At 56.5% G+C, this 20,001-nt stretch carries 18 protein-coding genes; 8 read left to right on the top strand and 10 right to left on the bottom strand.

What is annotated here, in order from left to right; all coding sequences use genetic code 11:
- Positions 1–343 precede the first annotated feature (343 nt).
- The 3 genes from katG to AC2FI7_RS19040 form a co-directional block, all read right to left on the bottom strand.
- Positions 344–2,545, bottom strand: a complete 2,202-nt coding sequence (gene katG / locus AC2FI7_RS19030; RefSeq protein WP_170779994.1) for a catalase/peroxidase HPI — start codon at positions 2,543–2,545, stop codon at positions 344–346.
- A 421-nt stretch (positions 2,546–2,966) separates the two neighbouring features.
- A complete protein-coding gene (locus AC2FI7_RS19035; protein WP_010442893.1) occupies positions 2,967–3,950 on the bottom strand; it encodes a glycosyltransferase in 984 nt (327 codons plus the stop codon).
- 46 nt (positions 3,951–3,996) lie between these two features.
- The gene (locus AC2FI7_RS19040; protein ID WP_496816670.1) at positions 3,997–4,842 is read right to left on the bottom strand and encodes an SDR family oxidoreductase; all 846 of its coding nucleotides are present in this window, start codon (positions 4,840–4,842) and stop codon (positions 3,997–3,999) included.
- A gap of 88 nt (positions 4,843–4,930) precedes the next feature.
- On the opposite strand from AC2FI7_RS19040, the gene AC2FI7_RS19045 reads away from it, so the two are divergent.
- Positions 4,931–5,563, top strand: a complete 633-nt coding sequence (locus AC2FI7_RS19045; RefSeq protein WP_010442895.1) for a class I SAM-dependent DNA methyltransferase — start codon at positions 4,931–4,933, stop codon at positions 5,561–5,563.
- Between the two features lie 56 nt (positions 5,564–5,619).
- Here AC2FI7_RS19045 and AC2FI7_RS19050 read toward each other — a convergent pair whose 3' ends face one another.
- Positions 5,620–6,606: a sterol desaturase family protein gene (locus AC2FI7_RS19050; protein WP_010442896.1), complete on the bottom strand. Its 987-nt coding sequence runs from the start codon at positions 6,604–6,606 to the stop codon at positions 5,620–5,622.
- Between the two features lie 25 nt (positions 6,607–6,631).
- On the bottom strand, positions 6,632–7,387 hold the full coding sequence (locus AC2FI7_RS19055; RefSeq protein WP_496816672.1) for a class II aldolase and adducin N-terminal domain-containing protein: 756 nt from the start codon (positions 7,385–7,387) through the stop codon (positions 6,632–6,634).
- Positions 7,388–7,506: 119 nt separating this feature from the next.
- Between AC2FI7_RS19055 and AC2FI7_RS19060 the strand changes: the two genes are divergently transcribed.
- From AC2FI7_RS19060 to msrA, 7 genes are all read left to right on the top strand, one after another.
- Entirely contained in the window at positions 7,507–8,382 is an 876-nt protein-coding gene (locus AC2FI7_RS19060; RefSeq protein WP_496816674.1) for a LysR substrate-binding domain-containing protein, read from the top strand.
- Positions 8,383–8,538: 156 nt separating this feature from the next.
- A complete protein-coding gene (gene ade / locus AC2FI7_RS19065) occupies positions 8,539–10,341 on the top strand; it encodes an adenine deaminase (protein ID WP_496816676.1) in 1,803 nt (600 codons plus the stop codon).
- The gene (locus AC2FI7_RS19070) at positions 10,338–11,801 is read left to right on the top strand and encodes an AMP nucleosidase (protein ID WP_496816678.1); all 1,464 of its coding nucleotides are present in this window, start codon (positions 10,338–10,340) and stop codon (positions 11,799–11,801) included. Before ade ends, AC2FI7_RS19070 begins: the two co-directional genes overlap by 4 nt.
- 130 nt (positions 11,802–11,931) lie before the next feature.
- Complete coding sequence (locus AC2FI7_RS19075; protein WP_010442901.1) at positions 11,932–12,219, top strand: HU family DNA-binding protein; 288 nt, start codon at positions 11,932–11,934, stop codon at positions 12,217–12,219.
- 111 nt (positions 12,220–12,330) lie between these two features.
- Entirely contained in the window at positions 12,331–13,209 is an 879-nt protein-coding gene (locus AC2FI7_RS19080) for a DMT family transporter (protein WP_010442902.1), read from the top strand.
- 94 nt (positions 13,210–13,303) lie between these two features.
- A complete protein-coding gene (gene msrB, locus AC2FI7_RS19085) occupies positions 13,304–13,753 on the top strand; it encodes a peptide-methionine (R)-S-oxide reductase MsrB (RefSeq protein ID WP_010442903.1) in 450 nt (149 codons plus the stop codon).
- Positions 13,750–14,262 carry a peptide-methionine (S)-S-oxide reductase MsrA gene (gene msrA, locus AC2FI7_RS19090; RefSeq protein ID WP_010442904.1) on the top strand — a complete coding sequence of 171 codons (513 nt, stop codon included), beginning with the start codon at positions 13,750–13,752 and terminating at the stop codon, positions 14,260–14,262. The genes msrB and msrA overlap by 4 nt, the downstream gene beginning before the upstream one ends.
- Positions 14,263–14,286: 24 nt before the next feature.
- Here the strand turns inward: msrA and AC2FI7_RS19095 are convergent, their stop codons facing one another.
- The 5 genes from AC2FI7_RS19095 to AC2FI7_RS19115 form a co-directional block, all read right to left on the bottom strand.
- A complete protein-coding gene (locus AC2FI7_RS19095) occupies positions 14,287–16,290 on the bottom strand; it encodes a hydantoinase/oxoprolinase family protein (protein ID WP_010442905.1) in 2,004 nt (667 codons plus the stop codon).
- A 62-nt stretch (positions 16,291–16,352) separates the two neighbouring features.
- Positions 16,353–17,390: a tRNA epoxyqueuosine(34) reductase QueG gene (gene queG / locus AC2FI7_RS19100; protein ID WP_010442906.1), complete on the bottom strand. Its 1,038-nt coding sequence runs from the start codon at positions 17,388–17,390 to the stop codon at positions 16,353–16,355.
- Between the two features lie 75 nt (positions 17,391–17,465).
- Positions 17,466–18,131, bottom strand: a complete 666-nt coding sequence (fzlA, locus tag AC2FI7_RS19105) for an FtsZ-binding protein FzlA (RefSeq protein ID WP_010442907.1) — start codon at positions 18,129–18,131, stop codon at positions 17,466–17,468.
- Positions 18,132–18,189: 58 nt separating this feature from the next.
- On the bottom strand, positions 18,190–18,930 hold the full coding sequence (gene mtgA / locus AC2FI7_RS19110) for a monofunctional biosynthetic peptidoglycan transglycosylase (RefSeq protein ID WP_010442908.1): 741 nt from the start codon (positions 18,928–18,930) through the stop codon (positions 18,190–18,192).
- Positions 18,931–18,968: 38 nt separating this feature from the next.
- A complete protein-coding gene (locus AC2FI7_RS19115) occupies positions 18,969–19,889 on the bottom strand; it encodes a Hint domain-containing protein (RefSeq protein ID WP_496833566.1) in 921 nt (306 codons plus the stop codon).
- Between the last annotated feature and the right edge of the window lie 112 nt (positions 19,890–20,001).

Raw genomic sequence — 20,001 nt, forward strand, 5'->3', positions numbered from 1 at the left:
GCGTCTCAACCGTCTCTCCGGCTCGTCTCCGCCGTTCCCAGCGTCCCAGCAACCGCCTCAGCAGCGCCGGTGAAGGGGTATTTACGGATTAGGTCTAAGACCTGCAACCCCCATTTTGAAAAAACTTCACATTTCCGCTCGGTTTCTTCTACATCTTAATGAAAACAATATGTTAGCTTCATAATTTGCCCCACAATCCTGCTGAAAGGAAACTCACAGCAACGAAGTGGACGACCTTTCAGCGGAATCATACCCAATGCTCGGTAGACAACCTAAACTCGGGCTAATGAAAACGCCGCCCGAGTCTCCTCGGGCGGCGCAATTCACTGCGAAGGTCGCGTCACTAGTTCAAATCGTATCGATCCGCATTCATCACCTTGTTCCAGGCAGAAACGAAGTCACAGACAAATTTACCGCCCGCATCGTCCTGACCATAGACCTCGGCCAGCGCCCGCAACTGCGAGTTCGAACCAAAGACCAGATCCGCGCGGGTACCCGTCCACTTCACTTCGCCGCTCACCCGATCACGACCCTCGTAGACGCCATCACCAGACGGCTTCCACTCGGTGCCCATATCCAAAAGATTCACAAAGAAGTCAGTGCTGAGCGTACCAACCCGGTCGGTCAGCACTCCATGAGAGGTGCCACCAAAGTTTGCACCCAGCACCCGCATCCCACCGACAAGTGCCGTCATCTCAGGCGCAGACAGTGTCAGCAATTGGGCCTTGTCCACCAGCAGAGCCTCGGCCGGAACCGAGTACTCCTTGTGCAGGTAGTTGCGGAAACCGTCGGCGATGGGTTCCATCACTGCAAAGCTGTCCACATCCGTCTGCTCTTGCGCGGCATCGGTGCGGCCCGGGGTAAAGGGCACGTCAACGTCATGGCCTGCGGCTTTGGCTGCCTGTTCGATGGCTGCAGCGCCACCTAGGACAATAATATCTGCCAACGAAACTTTCTTGCCACCAGACTGTCCATCATTGAACGCAGCCTGAACTCCTTCCAGCGCACCCAGCGCCTTGGACAGTTTCAGCGGCTCATTGACCTCCCAATCTTTCTGCGGAGCCAGGCGAATACGCGCACCGTTGGCACCGCCACGCATGTCCGATCCGCGGAAGGTTGAAGCCGAAGCCCATGCGGTCGACACCAGTTCCGAAACCGACAGCTCTGTCGCAAGGATCTTGGCTTTCAGATCCGCCACATCGGCGTCGTCAATAAGCGCGTGATCGACGGCAGGGACATTGTCTTGCCATATGAGCTCTTCGCTGGGCGCTTCTGCTCCCAGATAACGTGCACGTGGACCCATGTCGCGGTGGGTCAGTTTGAACCAGGCGCGAGCGAAGGCGTCGGCGAACTCTTCCGGGTTTTCGTGGAAGCGTTTCGAGATCGGGCCGTAGATCGGATCCATGCGCATCGCCATGTCGGCGGTGGTCATCATGGTCTTGACCTTCTTGGACGGATCATGCGCCGCCGGGGCCATGTCTTCATCTTTCACGCCGACCGGTTCCCAGATCCAAGCGCCCGAGGGACTTTTGGTCAGGTTCCAATCATAGCCGAACAACAGATCGAAATAGCCGTTGTCCCATTTGATCGGGTTCGCGGTCCATGCACCCTCGATTCCGCTGGTAGTGGTGTCGTCGCCTTTGCCTGAACCGAATTTGTTGATCCAGCCAAAGCCCATGTCCTCGATCGGGGCGGCTTCGGGTTCGGGGCCGACCAGATTGGGGTCGCCCGCACCATGCGCCTTGCCAAAAGTGTGGCCACCCGCGACCAGAGCGACGGTTTCCTCGTCGTTCATTGCCATCCGACCAAAGGTGTCACGGATGTCGCGGCCCGAGGCCAGAACGTTCGGCTCACCATCGGGCCCTTCGGGATTCACATAGATCAGACCCATCTGAACGGCGGCCAACGGGTTTTCCAGATCACGCTCGCCCGAATATCGGCTGTGCGGGTTCTCGGTTGGGGCCAGCCATTCGGTCTCGGCACCCCAATAGATGTCTTCTTCGGGAGCCCAGATGTCTTCGCGGCCACCCGAGAAGCCAAAGGTCGTTCCACCCATGGATTCAATCGCGCAGTTGCCCGCCAGGATATAAAGGTCAGCCCAGGAAATCTGGTTGCCGTATTTCTGCTTGATCGGCCACAGCAAACGGCGCGCTTTGTCCAGGTTGCCATTGTCCGGCCAGCTGTTCAGCGGTGCAAAACGCTGATTGCCGGTCGAAGCACCACCGCGACCATCCGCCGTCCGATAAGTGCCCGCTGCGTGCCATGCCATACGGATGAACAAGCCGCCATAGTGACCATAGTCCGCCGGCCACCAGTCCTGCGAATCCGTCATCAGCGCGTAAAGGTCTTCCTTTAGCGCCTTCAGGTCGAGCTTCTTGAACTCTTCGGCATAGTCGAATGTCTCACCCATCGGGTTCGATGCAGGGCTATGCTGATGCAGAATCGACAGGTTCAGCTGGTTCGGCCACCAATCCCGGTTGGACCGGGCCTCGGCGCCATGCATTACCGGGCATTTGCCCATGTTGGGGGTATCACTTCCGTCCATATCGATCTCCAGTCCTGGCTAGATGTGTGCGTCGCGCGGTTAACTTTGAAACGAGAAACAGGGGTCTTGAGTGTTTTTGCGCTCGTCCTTGGCTGGGGCATTGCGCGAGTTCGCACAAATTGGCCCTGCCTTCATTGTAGGAAATAGCATTAACGACTCGTTCTTTCTGTTTGGATGTAGATTTAACAAATCCAAGCCATTCACATAAGTTTTGTTTTTCGATGATATCGATAACTCAAAACTATCACTTGAGCGTCTACGCGCAGCTGAACGCTGAAGCACGTGATTGCATTTTCACCGCTGGGCTTCACCGTGACCGGCAAGTCGGGCACGTGGGGGTGGCGACGCAAATGGATCTACAATACTGACCGCTGTGAACTGTCTGACAGGAGCCAGCGTCAAGCTGTCTGTCGAAACAGGTTCAGTGGCCACTGACTTTCTTATAAAGGGCTGATTTGTAGCCAAAGGGAATTCCCAATACGCCAACCAGCCACCCGGCTGTACGGGCGATCTGGATCAACCGCCGATCCGGTTGGAACGGAAACAACAGGATTGCCCCCAGCAGCGCCACCAAACGCAAAGGTGCACTCAGGAAACCCAAGATCGCCTTTGTCGGCTTCTGATCAAGCTTGCGCCGCATATGCGTGTTGGACTGGTCCCGCCCTCGGGCAGCCTGATACAAGAACGAGAGGCGTTCGGGCGGAATGGTTTCATACACGAACGCATCAGGCACCCAGCCCACAGGCAATCCAGCGGCAACGGTCTCGGCGTAAAACTTTGCGTCCGTTCCGCCCGTCATCCGCATGGTTTCATCGAACCAAAGCCCGGTTTCACTGAACAACCGCGTCTCGCAAAGCCAGTTGTTGGTCACGATGGTAACACCGCCGGTATCGTTCAATGTCGCCTTCCTGGCGGCGGTGTTTTCCTTGTCGAGATATCGATTGCTGATGTTGCGCAGCATCAGCCGCTGCATTGCGGTTTCTTGTCCGGTCGGCCCCGCAGCGCGGAGTGGCGCACCCAACAACACAGAAGAACTCTTGCGATACCCGGCAACCAAACTCTCAAGCCAATCGGATGCCACCACTTCGTCATCATCGACAAAACAGAGCAGATCCGAACCCTGATCAAGCGCCTCGCGTGCTGCACGGTTGCGCCCGAAAGGAATGCCAGGCTCGGTCTCAAGGACATAATCCAGACCCGCCCCGTTGGGCAGAACAGCCCCCGCTGCCCGCACGGTATCCTCGCTAAGCGGTGAACTGTCGTTTTCGACCACAAGGCATCGCACTGAGCAATCAGGCGGCAGCTTCATCTCGCCCCAGCTCTCGATCAATGCAGCCAGCATTTCGGGGCGCTGCCGGGTGAGAGTAGAAACCGTAATCTTCAGAGTGGCAGAGCGATCCTTCATCGCATCCCCATACTACCTGCATCTGTTTCTTGACAAGGCGCAGTGATCACGAGGGTTCCATCAACGCTTCTAACCCAACCCGGTAATTTGGGTAGAGCAGTGAGATACCCAACTCTTCTTTAATCCGATCATTCCGAACGCGTTTGTTTTCATTGTAAAAACTACGGGCCATCGGAGTCAGATCAGCCTCATCAAACGGCACAGCAGGCGGTAACGGCAGTCCCTGCAGCTCGGCCGCATAGCCGATCACATCCTGCGGTGGCACCGGTTCATCATCGCAGACATTGTAGATCGCGCCCGGATTGGGTTTGGCCATCGATGCGATCAACACCTGCGCGACATCATCAACGTGAATACGCGAGAATACCTGTCCCGGCTTAATGATCCGTCTCAGGCCACCTCTCTTGAGCTTGGAAAACGGTCCACGCCCCGGCCCATAAATCCCCGCCAATCTGAATGTATGTAACGGGAGGTCCGGGATATCTGCCCACTGCGTTTCGGCACGCACGCGCCACCGACCTCGTTCGGCGGTAGGTTCGGGCGCGGTGGTCTCATCCACCCAACCCCCATCGTGATCACCATAAACCGCAGTGGTCGACAGATACCCAACCCATTTGAATTGCCCGGCGCGGGCGGCAATCTCATCGCGCAACTCTGCCAATACAGGGTCACCATCTGCTGTAGGCGCGGTTGAGATCAATACATGTGTGACACCTTCCAGGTCAGGCCGTTCCCCCGGCCAGACAATCGGCTCGGCGCCCGACGCGCGAATGGTGTCAATTTGCTTTGGATCGCGCGAGGTTCCGATGATCCGCCAGGATGCTGGATCAAGTTGCTTCGATGTCGCTCGGGCAGAATAGCCGTGGCCGAAGGAAAAAAGTGTCTGAGTCATAGCTCCTTTGATGATCCGCCCGGCCCGGGGATGCAAGCGCCGGATGGACGCACTTGATTCGAATCCTCTGATGCGCCTTCATTGATGTATGAGCAACAAAACACCCGATCTACGCGCCGCCTATTCCTTGAAGTCGCCTGAAGAGAACAAGCGTCTCTACGCTGAATGGGCCGGAGACTACGACGACAATTTTGCCGCACTGGAAGACTATCAACTCCACATCCACACAGCGCGCGCTTTCGTTGCTGCCGGTGGTCAGGGTCCGGTATTGGATGTTGGAGCGGGAACGGGGTTATGTGGTGCGGTTTTGGCGGGGCTGGGCGTTGGCCCGATTGACGCCACTGATATCAGTGCTGAAATGCTGGATCAGGCGATGCGCAAGGATATCTACCGAGACGCGATCGAGGCCGATCTGAATCAGGGCCTGCCCGTCCCGCGTGACAGCTATGCAGGCGTGGTCTCCTCCGGAACGTTCACTCATGGCCATCTGGGGCCCGAGGCCTTGCCCGCGCTCTTGCGGGTCGCGCGTCCCGGCGCACAATTCGCTCTGTCAATCAACGCAAAGCACTTTGAGGCGCTGGGGTTTTCCGATGCATTCGGCGCTCTCGAGGCTGAACAAATCAGCAATCTGTCATTTACCGAAGTGCGTATATATGGTGAGCTAGCCGCTGGCCCCAACAAGGATGACATTGCTTTAATCGCACTGTTCGAAAAGGGCTGATCAGACACTAATCAGGGCGAATCTGACAATATCTGGACCTTCGCAGCATTAGACATCTAGGTATACATCTGCTTCTTATACGCCCGAGTCCGTGTTGTCGCCTCAGCTGAGCCGTCGTGATAGGTCCCGAACCACTTGTCGAACGGAATCTCAGAAGTGCCATAGTTGCACTCGAAATACCGATGATGAAGCTGATGGAAGAAATCTCCTGCCCTCGCTGCGTCCGTCTCGCCAACCTTTAGCTTTTCAAAGCCCGAATGGGACAGAACCGGGCTGATCTGCTGAAAGTAAACATGAAACAACAGATGCAGCGGGTGCGAGGGTACGATCAGATGGATGAAGTAGGTCGAAAAATAAAGCAGGTTTTCATACCAGTGGTTCGATATCCCTGACCACGGCCCGATATTGACGTTGCGGTGATGCACGGCATGAACGTGTTTATAGAGTTTCGGGTGATGCTCCAACCGATGGACCCAGTAGAAATGCAACCCGGACCACATTGGGATCAGTAGCATCCAGATCACGAACCAGATCGGCGCTGTGGTCCATGTTATGACTGGCACGTAGCCGTTCGCCATCGCCCAATAGATTATCCATTGATAAACCGTGGCCACAGTCATCGCGCTGCCCAAGGTCCACCAGATGTTATCCAAAACCTGGTTTCGAAAAGTGAATGAACCGTTGTTCCGAGTCTGGTCCCGACGGTCAAACTTTTTATACATGCCCTGCCCTTTGCGCATGTAAAGCCACCAATGCAGGCCACCAGCAACCAGGATCTGAGGGAGCGTATTCAATAGCCAAACGCGGAACATCCAACCAGGCGCGAAGGATTTCATAGTCTCTAATGCAGGCAAAAACGCAATATATGCAACGATTGCCAGAGCCATGCACAGAGTCAGCGACGTAAGCGGAAGCCAAGCCCCTCTGTACCAACGCAGGATCGCGGCGGGGCGCGGCGGCCAGTTGAACAAAGGATTCAGACCGACCGGACCGTCGGGGCGGTAATTCCAGCGGGCGGCTTCTGCATCATGAACGTCAGTCATGGCTGAAACTCCTTAGAGGGGGTATTTAGGATGCGTAGTCCGAGCCTTCGGCATCCAAGACTGCTTTAATTTCGCGCAGATGCGCCTCAGCCTGACCGGGATAGTCATCCAATTCCTGTGCGGTCTTTTCCGCAATTTCGTCGGACAGAACGCGCAAGGGCTGCCCGGTTTGAAGCGCACGGATGTAAGTTTCAGCGGCGCGTTCAAAATAGTAGAGTCTATTAAAGGCATCTGCAGGACTGTCACCGATCACCAGAACCCCATGATTGCCCATGATCATGACCTTTTTCTTCGGGTCTGACAGCATCGAAGCACATCGTTCGCCCTCGCTTTCGAACGCCAGACCACCGAATTCCTCATCGATCACATAGCGGTTGAAGAAGGTTGCGGTGTTTTGATCGATCGGCGGCAGGGTGCTGTCCGCCAGTGAGGCCAGAACCGTCGCAAATATCGAATGTACGTGCATCACACAACGCGCATGGGGGCAATGGCGGTGGATTGATCCGTGCAACCCCCATGCCGTCGGGTCCGGCGCTCCGGGCTGATCCATGACTTCTTTGTCATTGGCATCCAGTAGCAGCAGATTTGACGCTTTGATCCGCAAGAAATGCATCTGGTTGGCATTCATCAGAAACTGCGTGCCGTCTGCATTGACAGCCAAGCTAAAATGGTTCGCTACCCCTTCATGCATGTTGAGACGCTCGGTCCAGCGGAAGGCTGCGGCCATATCAACACGTTCGGACCAATGATCGATGTTGGGGCGCAGGTTGGTGACGCTCATACCGGACTCCTTCGTGGGGCGATTGGGGCATTGGGTAAATCGTGCCTGCACTGCAAAAGTTTGACCAACGAAAAAAACACACCTAATTCATAAGTAAAACTACTGGCGGAGTTATGCATATGCGGAAACCACTTCCTCCTCTGGGTTGGCTGCGCACATTTGAAGCAGCAGCCCGTCACCTGTCGTTTACAGGTGCGGCACGGGATCTGAACATGACGCAAAGTGCGGTCAGTCAGCAGGTCAAATCGCTGGAGGGGTATCTGGGCCAGCCGTTGTTCCTGCGTCGCCCGCTCGCATTGGAACTGACCGAAGCAGGCATCACCTATCTGCCGGTTGTGCGCGAGGCGTTTCGAACGCTTGTAAGGGGCACTCAGGCCGTCACGGGGGCGCAACAAAACGCGGTTCAGGTGCAGAGCAACATAACATTTGCCGTCAACTGGCTGGCGCCGCGTCTTCCCCGGTTTCGGAAACTGCACCCGGATGTGCATTTGAACATCTTCACCGAGCTGTGGGAGCCACGCGAAATGGCTGAGGGTGCGGCGGTCGAAATTCGATATTCACTGCGTCCTGCCGACACGGTGCGCACAGAACTATTGCAGACCGATCACTATTATCCCGTCTGTGCTCCGGGCTTCCGGGTAACACTTGAAACATTGCAAGAGCAGCCTCTTTTTGATTGTTCGAACTTGCTGTCGAATTGGGAGAGCTGGATCACGGAACAGGGTCTAACTTGGGAGAAACCGCAAGTTACCTATTCAACGACCTATCTGGTCAGCCTGTCAGTCGCGATGGCTGGAGGCGGGTTGTGTTTGGCCCATGACATGATCGCCAAACGCCTACTTGACGAAGGTCGCCTTATTGCGCCGTTCTCCCACCGTGCCGCCATGCCCGAGGCATATTATTTGCTGCTGTCACCTCAAGCTGAGGAAACGCCGGGCGCATTGGTTTTTGTTGACTGGCTGCGCTCAGAAATCGCAGCCGACACTCAAAGCTAGACCGGGGCGCTCCCGCCCATCCTCAATGCCCTTTGGGCATCTCCTTTGGTTGGGCGCAGCAGCGCTGGCGCGCTGCGGTTGGCGTGAATTGTGATGATTGGATGATACCTTGCCGGTGGGGGTTGCACCTTTTGCTTCATTCGTGAAAGTTGGGCCATGGAATACACTCCCTTCCCAAGTTGGCCCGATACCACCCCTCGTCTTATCGCTGTTGCTGCAGGCCGCGAAGCTGCCGATATGGTGATCCGCGGCGGTATCTGGGTGAATGTACACAGCCGAGAAGCCCTGCCGGATCATGATGTCGCCATCGCTGCGGGACGCGTGGCCTTTGTGGGTCCGGATGCCTCCTATTGCATCGGTCCTGAAACTCAGGTCATCGAGGCAGACGGCCAGTATATGATTCCCGGACTTTGCGACGCGCATATGCATATCGAATCGGGCATGCTGACCCCCGCCGAATTTGCCCGCGCTGTCATCCCGCATGGAACCACGTCCATGTTCACCGACCCGCACGAGATTGCCAATGTGCTTGGCCTTGAAGGGGTGCGCCTCATGCATGACGAAGCGCTGATGCAGCCCGTGAATATCTTTACCCAGATGCCGTCCTGCGCACCCTCGGCACCGGGCCTTGAGACCACAGGTTACGAAATCACAGCCGAGGATGTGGCCGAGGCGATGTCTTGGCCCGGCATTATCGGGCTGGGTGAGATGATGAATTTCCCGGGCGTCATTCATGGTGACCCGAAGATGCTGGCCGAAATCGCGGCCACGCAGAGGGCGGGGAAAACGGTGGGCGGGCACTATGCTTCGCCCGATTTAGGGCCTGATTTTGCAGCCTACGTCGCAGGTGGCCCCGCTGATGACCATGAAGGCACCTGCGAGGACGATGCCATTACTCGGGTCCGTCAGGGGATGCGGTCGATGATGCGGCTGGGGTCTGCCTGGTATGATGTAGAAAGCCAGATCACTGCGGTGACCGAAAAGGGGTTGGATCCTCGCAACTTCATTTTGTGTACCGACGACTGCCATTCGGGTACTCTGGTCAATGATGGTCATATGAACCGTGTGGTGCGCCATGCAATCTCTTGCGGATGTGATCCTCTGGTCGCGCTTCAAATGGCTACCATTAACACCGCGACTCATTTTGGGTTGGAACGTGAGATCGGCTCGATCACGCCGGGTCGGCGAGCCGACATTATTCTGAGTTCTGACTTGACCGGCCTGCCAATCGAAACGGTTATTGCGCGGGGCCGGGTCGTGGCTGAAAACGGAACGGTGACAGTCGACTGTCCGCATCTGGATTGGCCCGCCAAGGCACGGAACACTGTCCATCTGGGAAATGAGCTGTCTTCGACCGACTTTGAAATCAAGGCCCCCGCTGGCGCCAACCGCGTTATGGCCAATGTGATCGGCGTCGTCGAGAATCAAGCCCCGACCCAGGCGCTGAAGTCAGAATTGCCCATTATCGAAGGGCTTGTTGAGGGCGAAGGCGAGGTTTGCCAGATCGCGTTGGTTGAACGCCACCGCGCCACGGGTGGAGTAACCAACGCCTTTGTGTCGGGGTTTGGGTATCAGGGCAAAATGGCCATGGCCTCGACCGTGGCGCATGACAGCCACCATATGATCGTTGTCGGCACTGACCGCGAGCAGATGGCTCTGGTTGCAAACCGACTGGCGGAAGTGGGCGGAGGCATCACAATCTTTCGAGACGGTGAAGAACTGGCGCTGGTTGAATTGCCCATAGCGGGCCTGATGTCCGACAGCCCAGCCGCCGAAGTTGCTACCAAAGCCGAAAAGATGGTCGAGGCGATGAAAGCCTGTGGCTGTGAACTCAACAACGCATATATGCAGCATTCTTTGTTGGCCCTGGTCGTGATCCCTGAGCTGCGGATCTCAGACCTTGGGCTAATAGACGCACGCACATTTGAAAAGATTGACCTTCTGGAACCCCTTGCATGACAATTATCCAAACCCCTGACGTTCCCAACCCCGAGAAATTTACGGACCCGCTGGCCGCTGTCGCGCGATTGGAAGAGCTTTATGAACAAGCGACAAAGTTCCTGTGCGACAAGTTTGCTGACGCGCTCAAAAATGGCGCTCCTACCGAAAGATTCCGGGCGTTCTACCCTGAAATCCGGATAAGGACCTCTTCTTACGCACAAGTCGACAGCCGACTAAGCTTCGGCCATGTGTCCGAACCGGGCACGCATGCGACAACGGTCACCAGACCCGACCTGTTCCGGTCTTATCTGGCCCAGCAAATCGCACTATTGATCAAGAATCACGATCAGCCGGTAACAATTGGAGCCTCGGAGACCCCGATCCCGGTGCATTTCGCCGTGGCAAACAACCCGGATCTGGTGGTTCCGCACCAAGGCGCAGCCGGTTTCACGTTGCGTGATGCGTTTGATGTGCCCGATCTGAACACAACCAATGACGACATTGTAAATGGCATCAACGAGCCCGAGAACGATGCCGAGCCTCTGGCGCTGTTCACCGCCCAGCGCGTAGATTATTCTCTAGCGCGGCTGTCGCATTACACCGCAACGGACCCGAGCCATTTCCAGAACCACGTTCTGTTCACAAACTATCAGTTCTACGTCTCTGAATTCGAAAACTATGCGCGCGCGCAGTTGTCCGATCCCGACAGCGGCTATACCAGCTTTGTCTCGACTGGAAATGTCGAGATCGCTGATCCAGAAGCGGCGATCGAACAGCCGCTGAAACTGCCGCAGATGCCGACCTATCACCTGAAGCGCGCGGATGGATCAGGAATCACGTTGGTCAATATCGGCGTCGGACCATCGAATGCCAAAACGGCCACCGACCACATTGCGGTTCTGCGCCCGCATGCCTGGTTGATGGTTGGTCACTGCGCCGGTCTGCGCAACACGCAGGCGCTGGGAGATTTCGTTCTAGCCCATGCCTACCTACGCGAAGACAAAGTTCTGGACGACGACTTGCCGGTCTGGGTGCCGATCCCCCCACTGGCCGAGGTTCAGGTCGCGCTGGAACAGGCTGTTGCCGAGGTAACTGAGCTGGAAGGCTACGAGCTGAAACGCATCATGCGGACAGGCACCGTCGCATCGGTCGACAACCGAAACTGGGAACTTCGCGATCAGTCCGGGCCGGTGCAACGGCTCAGCCAGTCCCGCGCGATTGCACTGGACATGGAAAGCGCAACGATTGCTGCAAATGGCTACCGGTTCCGGGTTCCATACGGCACCTTGCTGTGCGTCTCGGACAAACCTTTGCACGGTGAATTAAAGCTTCCCGGCATGGCTTCTGCGTTCTATACCACTCAGGTCAGTCGTCATCTGGCAATCGGAATCCGGGCGATGGAGCACTTGCGCGGCATGCCACTGGAACGGTTACACAGCCGGAAATTGCGTTCGTTCGACGAAACGGCCTTTCTCTGAAGCAAAAAAGCAACGAATTTCCCCTATTTTTGGGGTTTTTAGTGCTACTATTCGTTGTGTTCAGCCACAATATCCCGTTACAGTTACGCGGTGAGGCCCTATAGATCGGGCACGTTAAGGAGACCAAGAAATGGCAAAGCCTATGACAAAGACTCAGCTGGTGGCTGCTCTCGCTGAGGAAATGGGAACTGACAAGAAATCCGCAAACGCTGCGCTGGAGGCCATGACCGGCCTGATCACCCGCGAAGTATCCGCCGGTGGTGCTGTCACCCTGCCCGGCGTTGGCAAAATCTACTGCCGCGAGCGCCCCGAGCGCATGGTGCGCAACCCTGCGACCGGTGAGCAGTTCAAGAAAGAGGCCGACAAAGTGGTCAAGATGACCATCGCGAAAGCCCTGAAGGACAGCGTCAACGGCTAAATCACCGTAGACAGATCACAAGATCGAAGGGGTCGCCACCGGGCGGCCCCTTTTCCTTGCGGTTGTCACGAAAACCGGTGACAGTCGCCCCAAATTCCCAAGGAGGCCGAAATGGATCTGCGCGCCATCGCTATCGGGCTTGTGTTTGCCCTGATCTGGTCGTCGGCCTTTACCTCGGCGCGGATCATTGTTGCCGATGCCTCACCCCTATTCTCGCTTGCGCTGCGGTTTCTCATTTCCGGAATGCTCGGCGTGGCGATCGCGCGCGCTATGGGACAGAGCTGGAATCTGACGCCTGCCCAATGGCGCGCCACAATCCTATTCGGAATCTGTCAAAATACCCTTTATTTGGGTCTGAATTTCTTCGCCATGCAGACCGTCGAAGCATCGATGGCCGCGATCATAGCATCAACCATGCCGTTGCTTGTCGCTTTGGCTGGATGGCTACTGCTAGGCGAAAAACTGCGTCCGGTGGGTGTCATCGGTTTGTTTGCAGGCTTTGCCGGTGTCGCCTTGATCATGGGCAGCCGGATCGGGGCTGGCATCGACCTGTTTGGGGTCATGCTCTGCGGGTTCGGGGCACTTGCACTCACTTTTGCTACGCTGGCGGTGCGCGGAGCTACCTCTGGCGGCAATTTCATGATGGTGGTGGGGCTGCAAATGCTTGTGGGTGCAGCGGCACTGTTCGCCGCCGCCCCGATCTTTGAAACCATCTACATCCACCCAACCGTTCCGTTTATACTGGCTTTTACTTACACCACGCTGTTCCCCGGCCTTTTGGCCACGCTGATCTGGTTCCTGCTGCTGGACCGGATCGGCCCGATCCGTGCGGCAACCTTCCATTTTCTCAACCCGGTCTTCGGTGTTGCCATAGCGGCCCTCCTGCTGGGTGAAAAAGTGGGGCCACTTGATGCGATCGGTGTACTGATCACCACATTGGGTATTTTGGCCGTGCAATTGTCACGCCAACCCGTCGCCAAGCTGGCCTAAGATCGCGCACGACTGCGCGAGCCGATGTAACAAGCCTTTGCTTTCCCCCTTAGAACCCCATTTATTGGTCGAAACTAATAGAATCGGAGGAGCCATGTCTCGTTTCACCAAGGACCCCGAGGCCATCGCCGCCCTTTCGCCGGAGGAGTTCCACGTCACTCAACGCAGCGGGACCGAACGCCCGGGCACAGGCAAACTGTTGAATAACAAGGAACCCGGTATCTATGTGGATATCGTCTCGGGCGAGCCATTGTTCGCATCGACTCATAAGTACGAATCCGGCTGTGGCTGGCCCAGCTTTACCAAACCCATCGTGCATGAACATGTCGAAGAGTTTCGCGACACCACCCATGGCATGATCCGGACCGAGGTCCGCTCGAAACACGGCGACAGCCACCTGGGCCATGTCTTCCCCGATGGCCCGCGCGAACATGGTGGGCTACGCTATTGCATCAATTCCGCCTCGCTGCGGTTCATCCATCGCGACGATATGGAGGACGAGGGCTATGGCGAATTCCTGATCCATGTGGAGGATATCAGATGACCGATGAACGCGCCGTTCTGGCCGGAGGCTGCTTTTGGGGCATGCAGGACCTGATCCGCAAATTGCCGGGCGTGTCCCGCACCCGCGTCGGATACACCGGCGGTGATGTGCCCAATGCGACCTATCGCAACCACGGCACCCATGCAGAGGGGATCGAGATTTGGTTCGACCCGGCACAGATCACCTATCGTGAAATATTAGAGTTCTTCTTCCAGATTCACGACCCCACCACCTTGAACCGTCAGGGCAATGATCGCGGGATGAGCTATCGCTCAGCGATCTATTATGTTGACGAGGTCCAGAAACAGGTAGCCGAAGACACGATTGCCGATGTGAATGCCAGCGGCATCTGGCCCGGCAAAGTCGTGACCGAGGTCGAGCCTGTCGGAGATTTCTGGGAAGCCGAGCCAGAACACCAGGATTATCTGGAACGTATCCCGAACGGTTACACTTGCCACTTCCCGCGCCCGGATTGGGTGCTGCCAAAACGCTCCAGCGCAGCAGAATAAGGATACCGGTAGCCCCTGCGGGGGCTACCCCACCGCCACCCGAGGCCGTCCGCTGGCCTCGACCGTGACCAACGCCTCGACAAACACCTCCTGCGCCTCAATTTTGGCGGTGCGGATGTCGCGCTCGACCGTCACTCGAATATCCTCGGCCCCTGCTTCGCGCACGGCACCTTCGGCCTCTCCACGCAAAGCTGTTTCAAGTACCTTCAGGGCAGCGCTTGAATCCAAGAAATCTTGTGGCCCTTCTTCCAGATGCACCCGATAGCGGCCTTCAGCGGGAGACGTGACAGTGCCTGACCGGCGCAGGGTCATCCGACCAACGACCGCTCCGATAGCATTCGCAACACCAGCGTGTTCAGGCAGGATCATATTGCAATGCAACCGCTCACCTACGGCGGGGTAATAGCTGGGTGCCGAGGCCCCTAGGCCCACCACATCGACATTCATTGCGGTATCCAGCGCGATCAATCCTCGGTGTTTGGCAAGACCACGGTGGGTTAGTACGTGCCGCGCGAGTTCCTGCGGTGAAAGACCAAAACCGTCGACCTCTTCCGCAAAAGCAGTCTCTAACAAAGTCAATGAGGTTTGTTCGGTCAATTGATCAACGATCATCTGCGCCAGCGCCTCAGGTGATCTCGCCAGCTTTTCTCCAGATCCAACCCGCTTACGCGCCATTAGCTCTATTGCCTTGTGTGCAGCCTTAGCATCCCAGTCGTCCAGACGACCCAGAACATGGCTCGCGTCTGAGGGCGTGACACCGGAAACCTGAACAATCCCACGATCGACCAAACGTGTCAGCGCGCCATGTTCCATCCGGGTCTGCAACAATTTACTCAGCGCCAGCACCCCATCGCCCAGTCGGTCCAGCAAGACAGCTTCACGCGGGCCCACGCCTTCAGCCGGGATACCCGCCACCCGCCGCGCAAAACGGGTATCGTGTTCACCCACTGTTGTCGCGCGCAATTGTTCATCCAACTCTGCGTGAACAACTTCTGGTGCTTCGGCAGCGATCAACGAGACCGGAAGCACACGTCGCGGGCCAAGAAAGACACCACCCTGCAATCCTTCGGTCAAAACATGTACTTGGCTGTCCCCACCCAGACCGTGGGTACGCATCGCAACGGCTTCGACCATAGTACGGAAACCGCCAACTTGTGCACCTGCGGGATCAATCGCGGGCTTTCCATCCCGTATCAACGCGACGTCGGTCGTAGTTCCACCGATATCGGAAACCAACGCGTTATCGGCATTCGTCAACCAACGCGCGCCCACAATCGATGCCGCCGGGCCGCTAAGGATCGTCTCGATCGGGCGTTCGCGCGCCTGTTCGGCACTCATCAAAGCCCCGTCCCCACGCACCACCATCATAGGTGCTGAAATACCTTGTTCTTTCAGTTGGTCCTGCGCCCGCCCGATTAAACGATCAATCATGCCTATCAATCGCGCGTTGAGAACCGCAGTCACAGCCCGTTTTGGTCCATTCAATTTGGCTGACAAATGGTGCGAGCAAGTCACCGGAATACTGGTTCTTTCTGCAACCACCCGTGCAACTTCAAGCTCATGCGCCGGGTTTCGGGTGGCAAATTGTGCCGCAACCGCGTAGCCAGATATGCCTTCGTGAGATTTCAAGAAGGCCTCAAGTGCCTCTGTATCCAACGGCTCTTTCTCACCGCCTGCGTGATTGTGCCCACCGGACAGGACCAACGCCGGGTCGCCTTTCAGCGCATCCCGCAACCCATGCTTTTCCAGATCACTTTCCCGAAACCCAACATAAATCAGCGCGATACGCCCCCCCTGGCCTTCGACCAGCGCATTGGTGGCCAGAGTCGTCGAAAGCGATGCCAATCCGATCTGATCTGGCGCGATCTCGGCTTCCGCAAGCACCGTCGAGATGGCCCGGCCAACCCCAATCGCCAAATCTGCGCGTGTGGTCAGAGACTTAGCCGAGGCAATCACCTCACGCTCACCCCGAACCAGCACCGCATCTGTATAGGTTCCGCCCGTATCCACACCCAAAGCCAGCGCCATCGGGTCCTCCATCTGTTCGCCAGAATCGGGTGTAGCGTTTTCCTACGGCGCGTCCAGCCTGTTTACGACAACCTAGACGCCGCCCAGCGCGCTGCATCAGTCACGGTCGGATCCGGATCATCGGTCAGCGTCTGAGCAACTGGCAGCAACGCCGGTACCCCTGAGTTCCCAATCGCATAAAGTACATTCCGCACAAACCGGTCCCGCCCGATTCTCTTGATCGGTGAGCCCGAAAACATCGCTCTGAAAGCCGTATCATCCAACATCGCCAACTCTGCCAACGACGGCGCCTTCAATTCCTCACGCGCTGCATATCTAATATCGCTGGCAGCGACTGCGAACTTGTTCCAGGGGCAGGCTGCAAGACAATCATCGCAGCCATATATCCGGTTCCCCAGTAGCCCACGCAATTCTTCATCCACCGGCCCCTTATGCTCGATGGTTAGATACGAAATACAACGACGCGCATCCAGTTGATACGGCGCTGGAAAAGCGTTTGTTGGACATGCATTCAAACAAGCCCTGCACGACCCGCAATGGTCGACCTCAGCCACGTCCGTTGGCAGGTCCAATGTCGTGAATACAGACCCTAAGAAGGCCCAATTGCCCCAATCTTGGCTTACCAGATTGGTGTGTTTACCCTGCCAACCTAACCCAGCTGCCTCTCCCAAAGATTTCTCAGGCACTGGCGCCGTGTCGACAAACACCTTCACTTCACCCCCGCCCTCAGCAATCAGCCAGCGCGCTAATCGCTTCAGGCGTTTCTTGACCAGATCATGATAATCCTTGTTCTGTGCATAAACCGAAATTGCACCCAATTCGGGATACGACAGCACTTCTGTAGGATCATGCTCAGGCGTATAACTCTCGGCTAGCATGATCACGGATCGCGCCTCGGGCCAGAGCACCGACGGATCCCCGCGCCAATGGCTCCGCTCCGCCATCCACCCCATCTGACCATGATATCCGGCCTGCAGAAATGCCTCCAACCGCTCTGGCACCTGCGGCACGTCCCAAGGACGGCACACCCGGCAGGCCACAAACCCCTCAACAAGGGCCTGCTCCACCAATCGTGCCTTCAATTCCGATCCGTTCTTCATCTGGCCCTAAATATCCTCGGGGGTGAATTAGCCCAATGGGCCAAGAGGGGGCAGACAGCCCCCTTCCCCAACTTATCAGAAATCCAGATCAGCGTAATGAGGCGGTGGCCGGAATCCAGGCACCTGATCCGCCAGAATCGAGCGGAATGCTGGGCGAGACTTGATCTTCGCATACCAGTCCTTCACCGCAGCGCTGCGGCTCCAATCCACGTCCGAGATATAGTCCAGCGCCGACAGATGCGCTGCTGCGGCAAAATCGGCCAGTGTCATCTGATCCCCGGCCAACCAGCGGCGATGGTCGAGCAGCCAGGCCATGTAATCCAAATGATACTTGATCGCCTTTGCACCTTCCTTGACGTTCTTGCTATCCGGATAACCCTGCCCAGTGACCTTCTTGTTCACTCGTTCATAAAGCAGTTTTGAGGTGACCTCGTGATGAAATTTGTCATCGAACCAGCCAACAAGACGCCTGACTTCGTAACGCGCCTCGGGCTTTTTAGGCATTAGGGGCGGCTCGGGACGAGTCTCTTCGATATATTCACAAATCGCGGCACTCTCGGCCATGATCTGACCATCCAATCGCAACACGGGGACCTTGCCCGCCGGATTGCGGCGCAAAAAGTCCGGGTCTTGTTCCCAATATCGTTCTTCGACCAGCTCAACCTCGATCTTCTTTTCAGCCAAGGACAAGCGGACTTTGCGGCAGTAGGGAGAGAGGGGAACGTGAAACAGACGCGCCATGAGCTTCCAATCGAACCAGAGAATACACCTCAGCTTTAGCCTCTGACCGGCTTGAGATTCAATCCTCGAAACACTTGGCGCGTCCATCTGCGCGGATGGTGGCCGCTCCATCCAGGATCGATGCTGCACGCCTGCGGGTTCGAACCGAAGGATCGGTAACTGATCTGTTTCGCGGCGAGGGCAGAATTGCAGCAATACGCGCTGCTTGGACCGGCGACATCTTTGCCGCACTTACCCCATAGTATTTCTGTGCCGCCGCTTCGACACCAAACACACCGGTCCCGGTTTCGGCGACGTTCAGATAGACCTCAAGGATGCGCTGCTTGCTCCAGACCATTTCGACAACCGGGGTTATCGAGGTCTCAAGGGCCTTGCGCACCCAACTGCGCCCTTGCCAAAGGAAGACATTCTTCACCACTTGCTGCGTTATGGTCGATGCGCCTCGATTGCCCCCATCTTCCAATGCGTCCCGAATGGCCTCAACATCAAAACCCCAATGCAAGCAAAAGTTTGCGTCTTCGGCTGCAACAGCAGATCGGGCCATGACGGGTGAAATTTCTTCGATGGCGACCCAGTCACGGTCAACCTTACCCAACCGGCGCCATTCCGACCAGATCGTATGTGTGATCGGAGGGTTCACGACCGAATAAATCAGGATCAACGCAAAAAACGCGACAGCAATACCTAAGCCGATTCGCAGCCCCCACCGCCGCATCCGCGCGATGAGGCCTTGCGATTTCTTTGAGCCTGATGCCTTTTTATTCTTACCGCGTGACTTGCGCGCTGCTTTCTTTGCCATGCTTTGCTATACGCCGCAGAGGGCGCATTTAAAACGGATTAATTCGACAACATCTGCCCGTCCCGCGGACGAACAACCGGGCGCGCCGTATTGACTGATGCAGCACCGCGCACACTCAACTCAGGGAACAGCGCCAGAACTTCACCTTGTGTTCGTTGCTCGGCCTGGGTCAGCGCATGTCCCGGATAGTAACTTTCGCTTTTGGCCCCGTTGGCGAACACGATCTCATGCCGGCGGAACAAGAGATGGATATAGTCGACCTCGCCCCCTTCCACCCGTGTCACAGTATCACCGTTCACAAGACAATGCGCTGCGATCAGAACTTCATCATGTCCAAAAAGGTATTGCGCACGCCAATCGTCAATAAGCATTCGGTGTTGAGGAGAAACAACCAGCGGCTCGACAAGGCCAAACATGCCGGCCTCAAACCGAACCGGTGCAAGATTACCGTCTGCCGCAACCGTCGTCCGACCAACCCAAAGCACCGGTTCTGCACCGCTATCTGCTGTTGTAACAGAATCTCCGGGCTTCAGGTCTTCAGCCAGACGCGGCCCATCTGGCGTATCGATCAGTGTTCCGGGCGTGAAACAGGGTGGGCCAAGTTCGCCCGGGACAATCAGTGGGCCTTCAACATTCACAAATGTCGTCGATACCAGCGTGCCTGCCTGAAGAACCTGACCGTCAGTAGGTGTAAAAACACGCGTGACGCCGTCCGAAAGATAGAATGTAATACCCACATAGGTGACGTCTCCGACACCGGGAACATTTATCGTCACGGTGTCTCCGGGCCAGGAATCTGATACCGTTTGCCCGGCGACAGTGTCACCGCCAAAGTCCTCAATCTCGCCATTTTCGTCCTGATCAACCAGATCAAATGTATCGACCGTGATCGCGGATCCGACGGGGGGTGGGTTTGCCGGATCGAAGGAATAAAACTGGTCTGTATAGGTTATCGGCACACCAAAACTCCGCCTCTCTCACATCATTGATTTAGGATCATGCCCGCATTTCCCGAACAAACAATGACCAAAGCTAGGCGTTCCGGACCGAATTGCACAAGGATTAGAAGCC

This window comes from Ruegeria sp. YTSA064 (assembly GCF_059610325.1).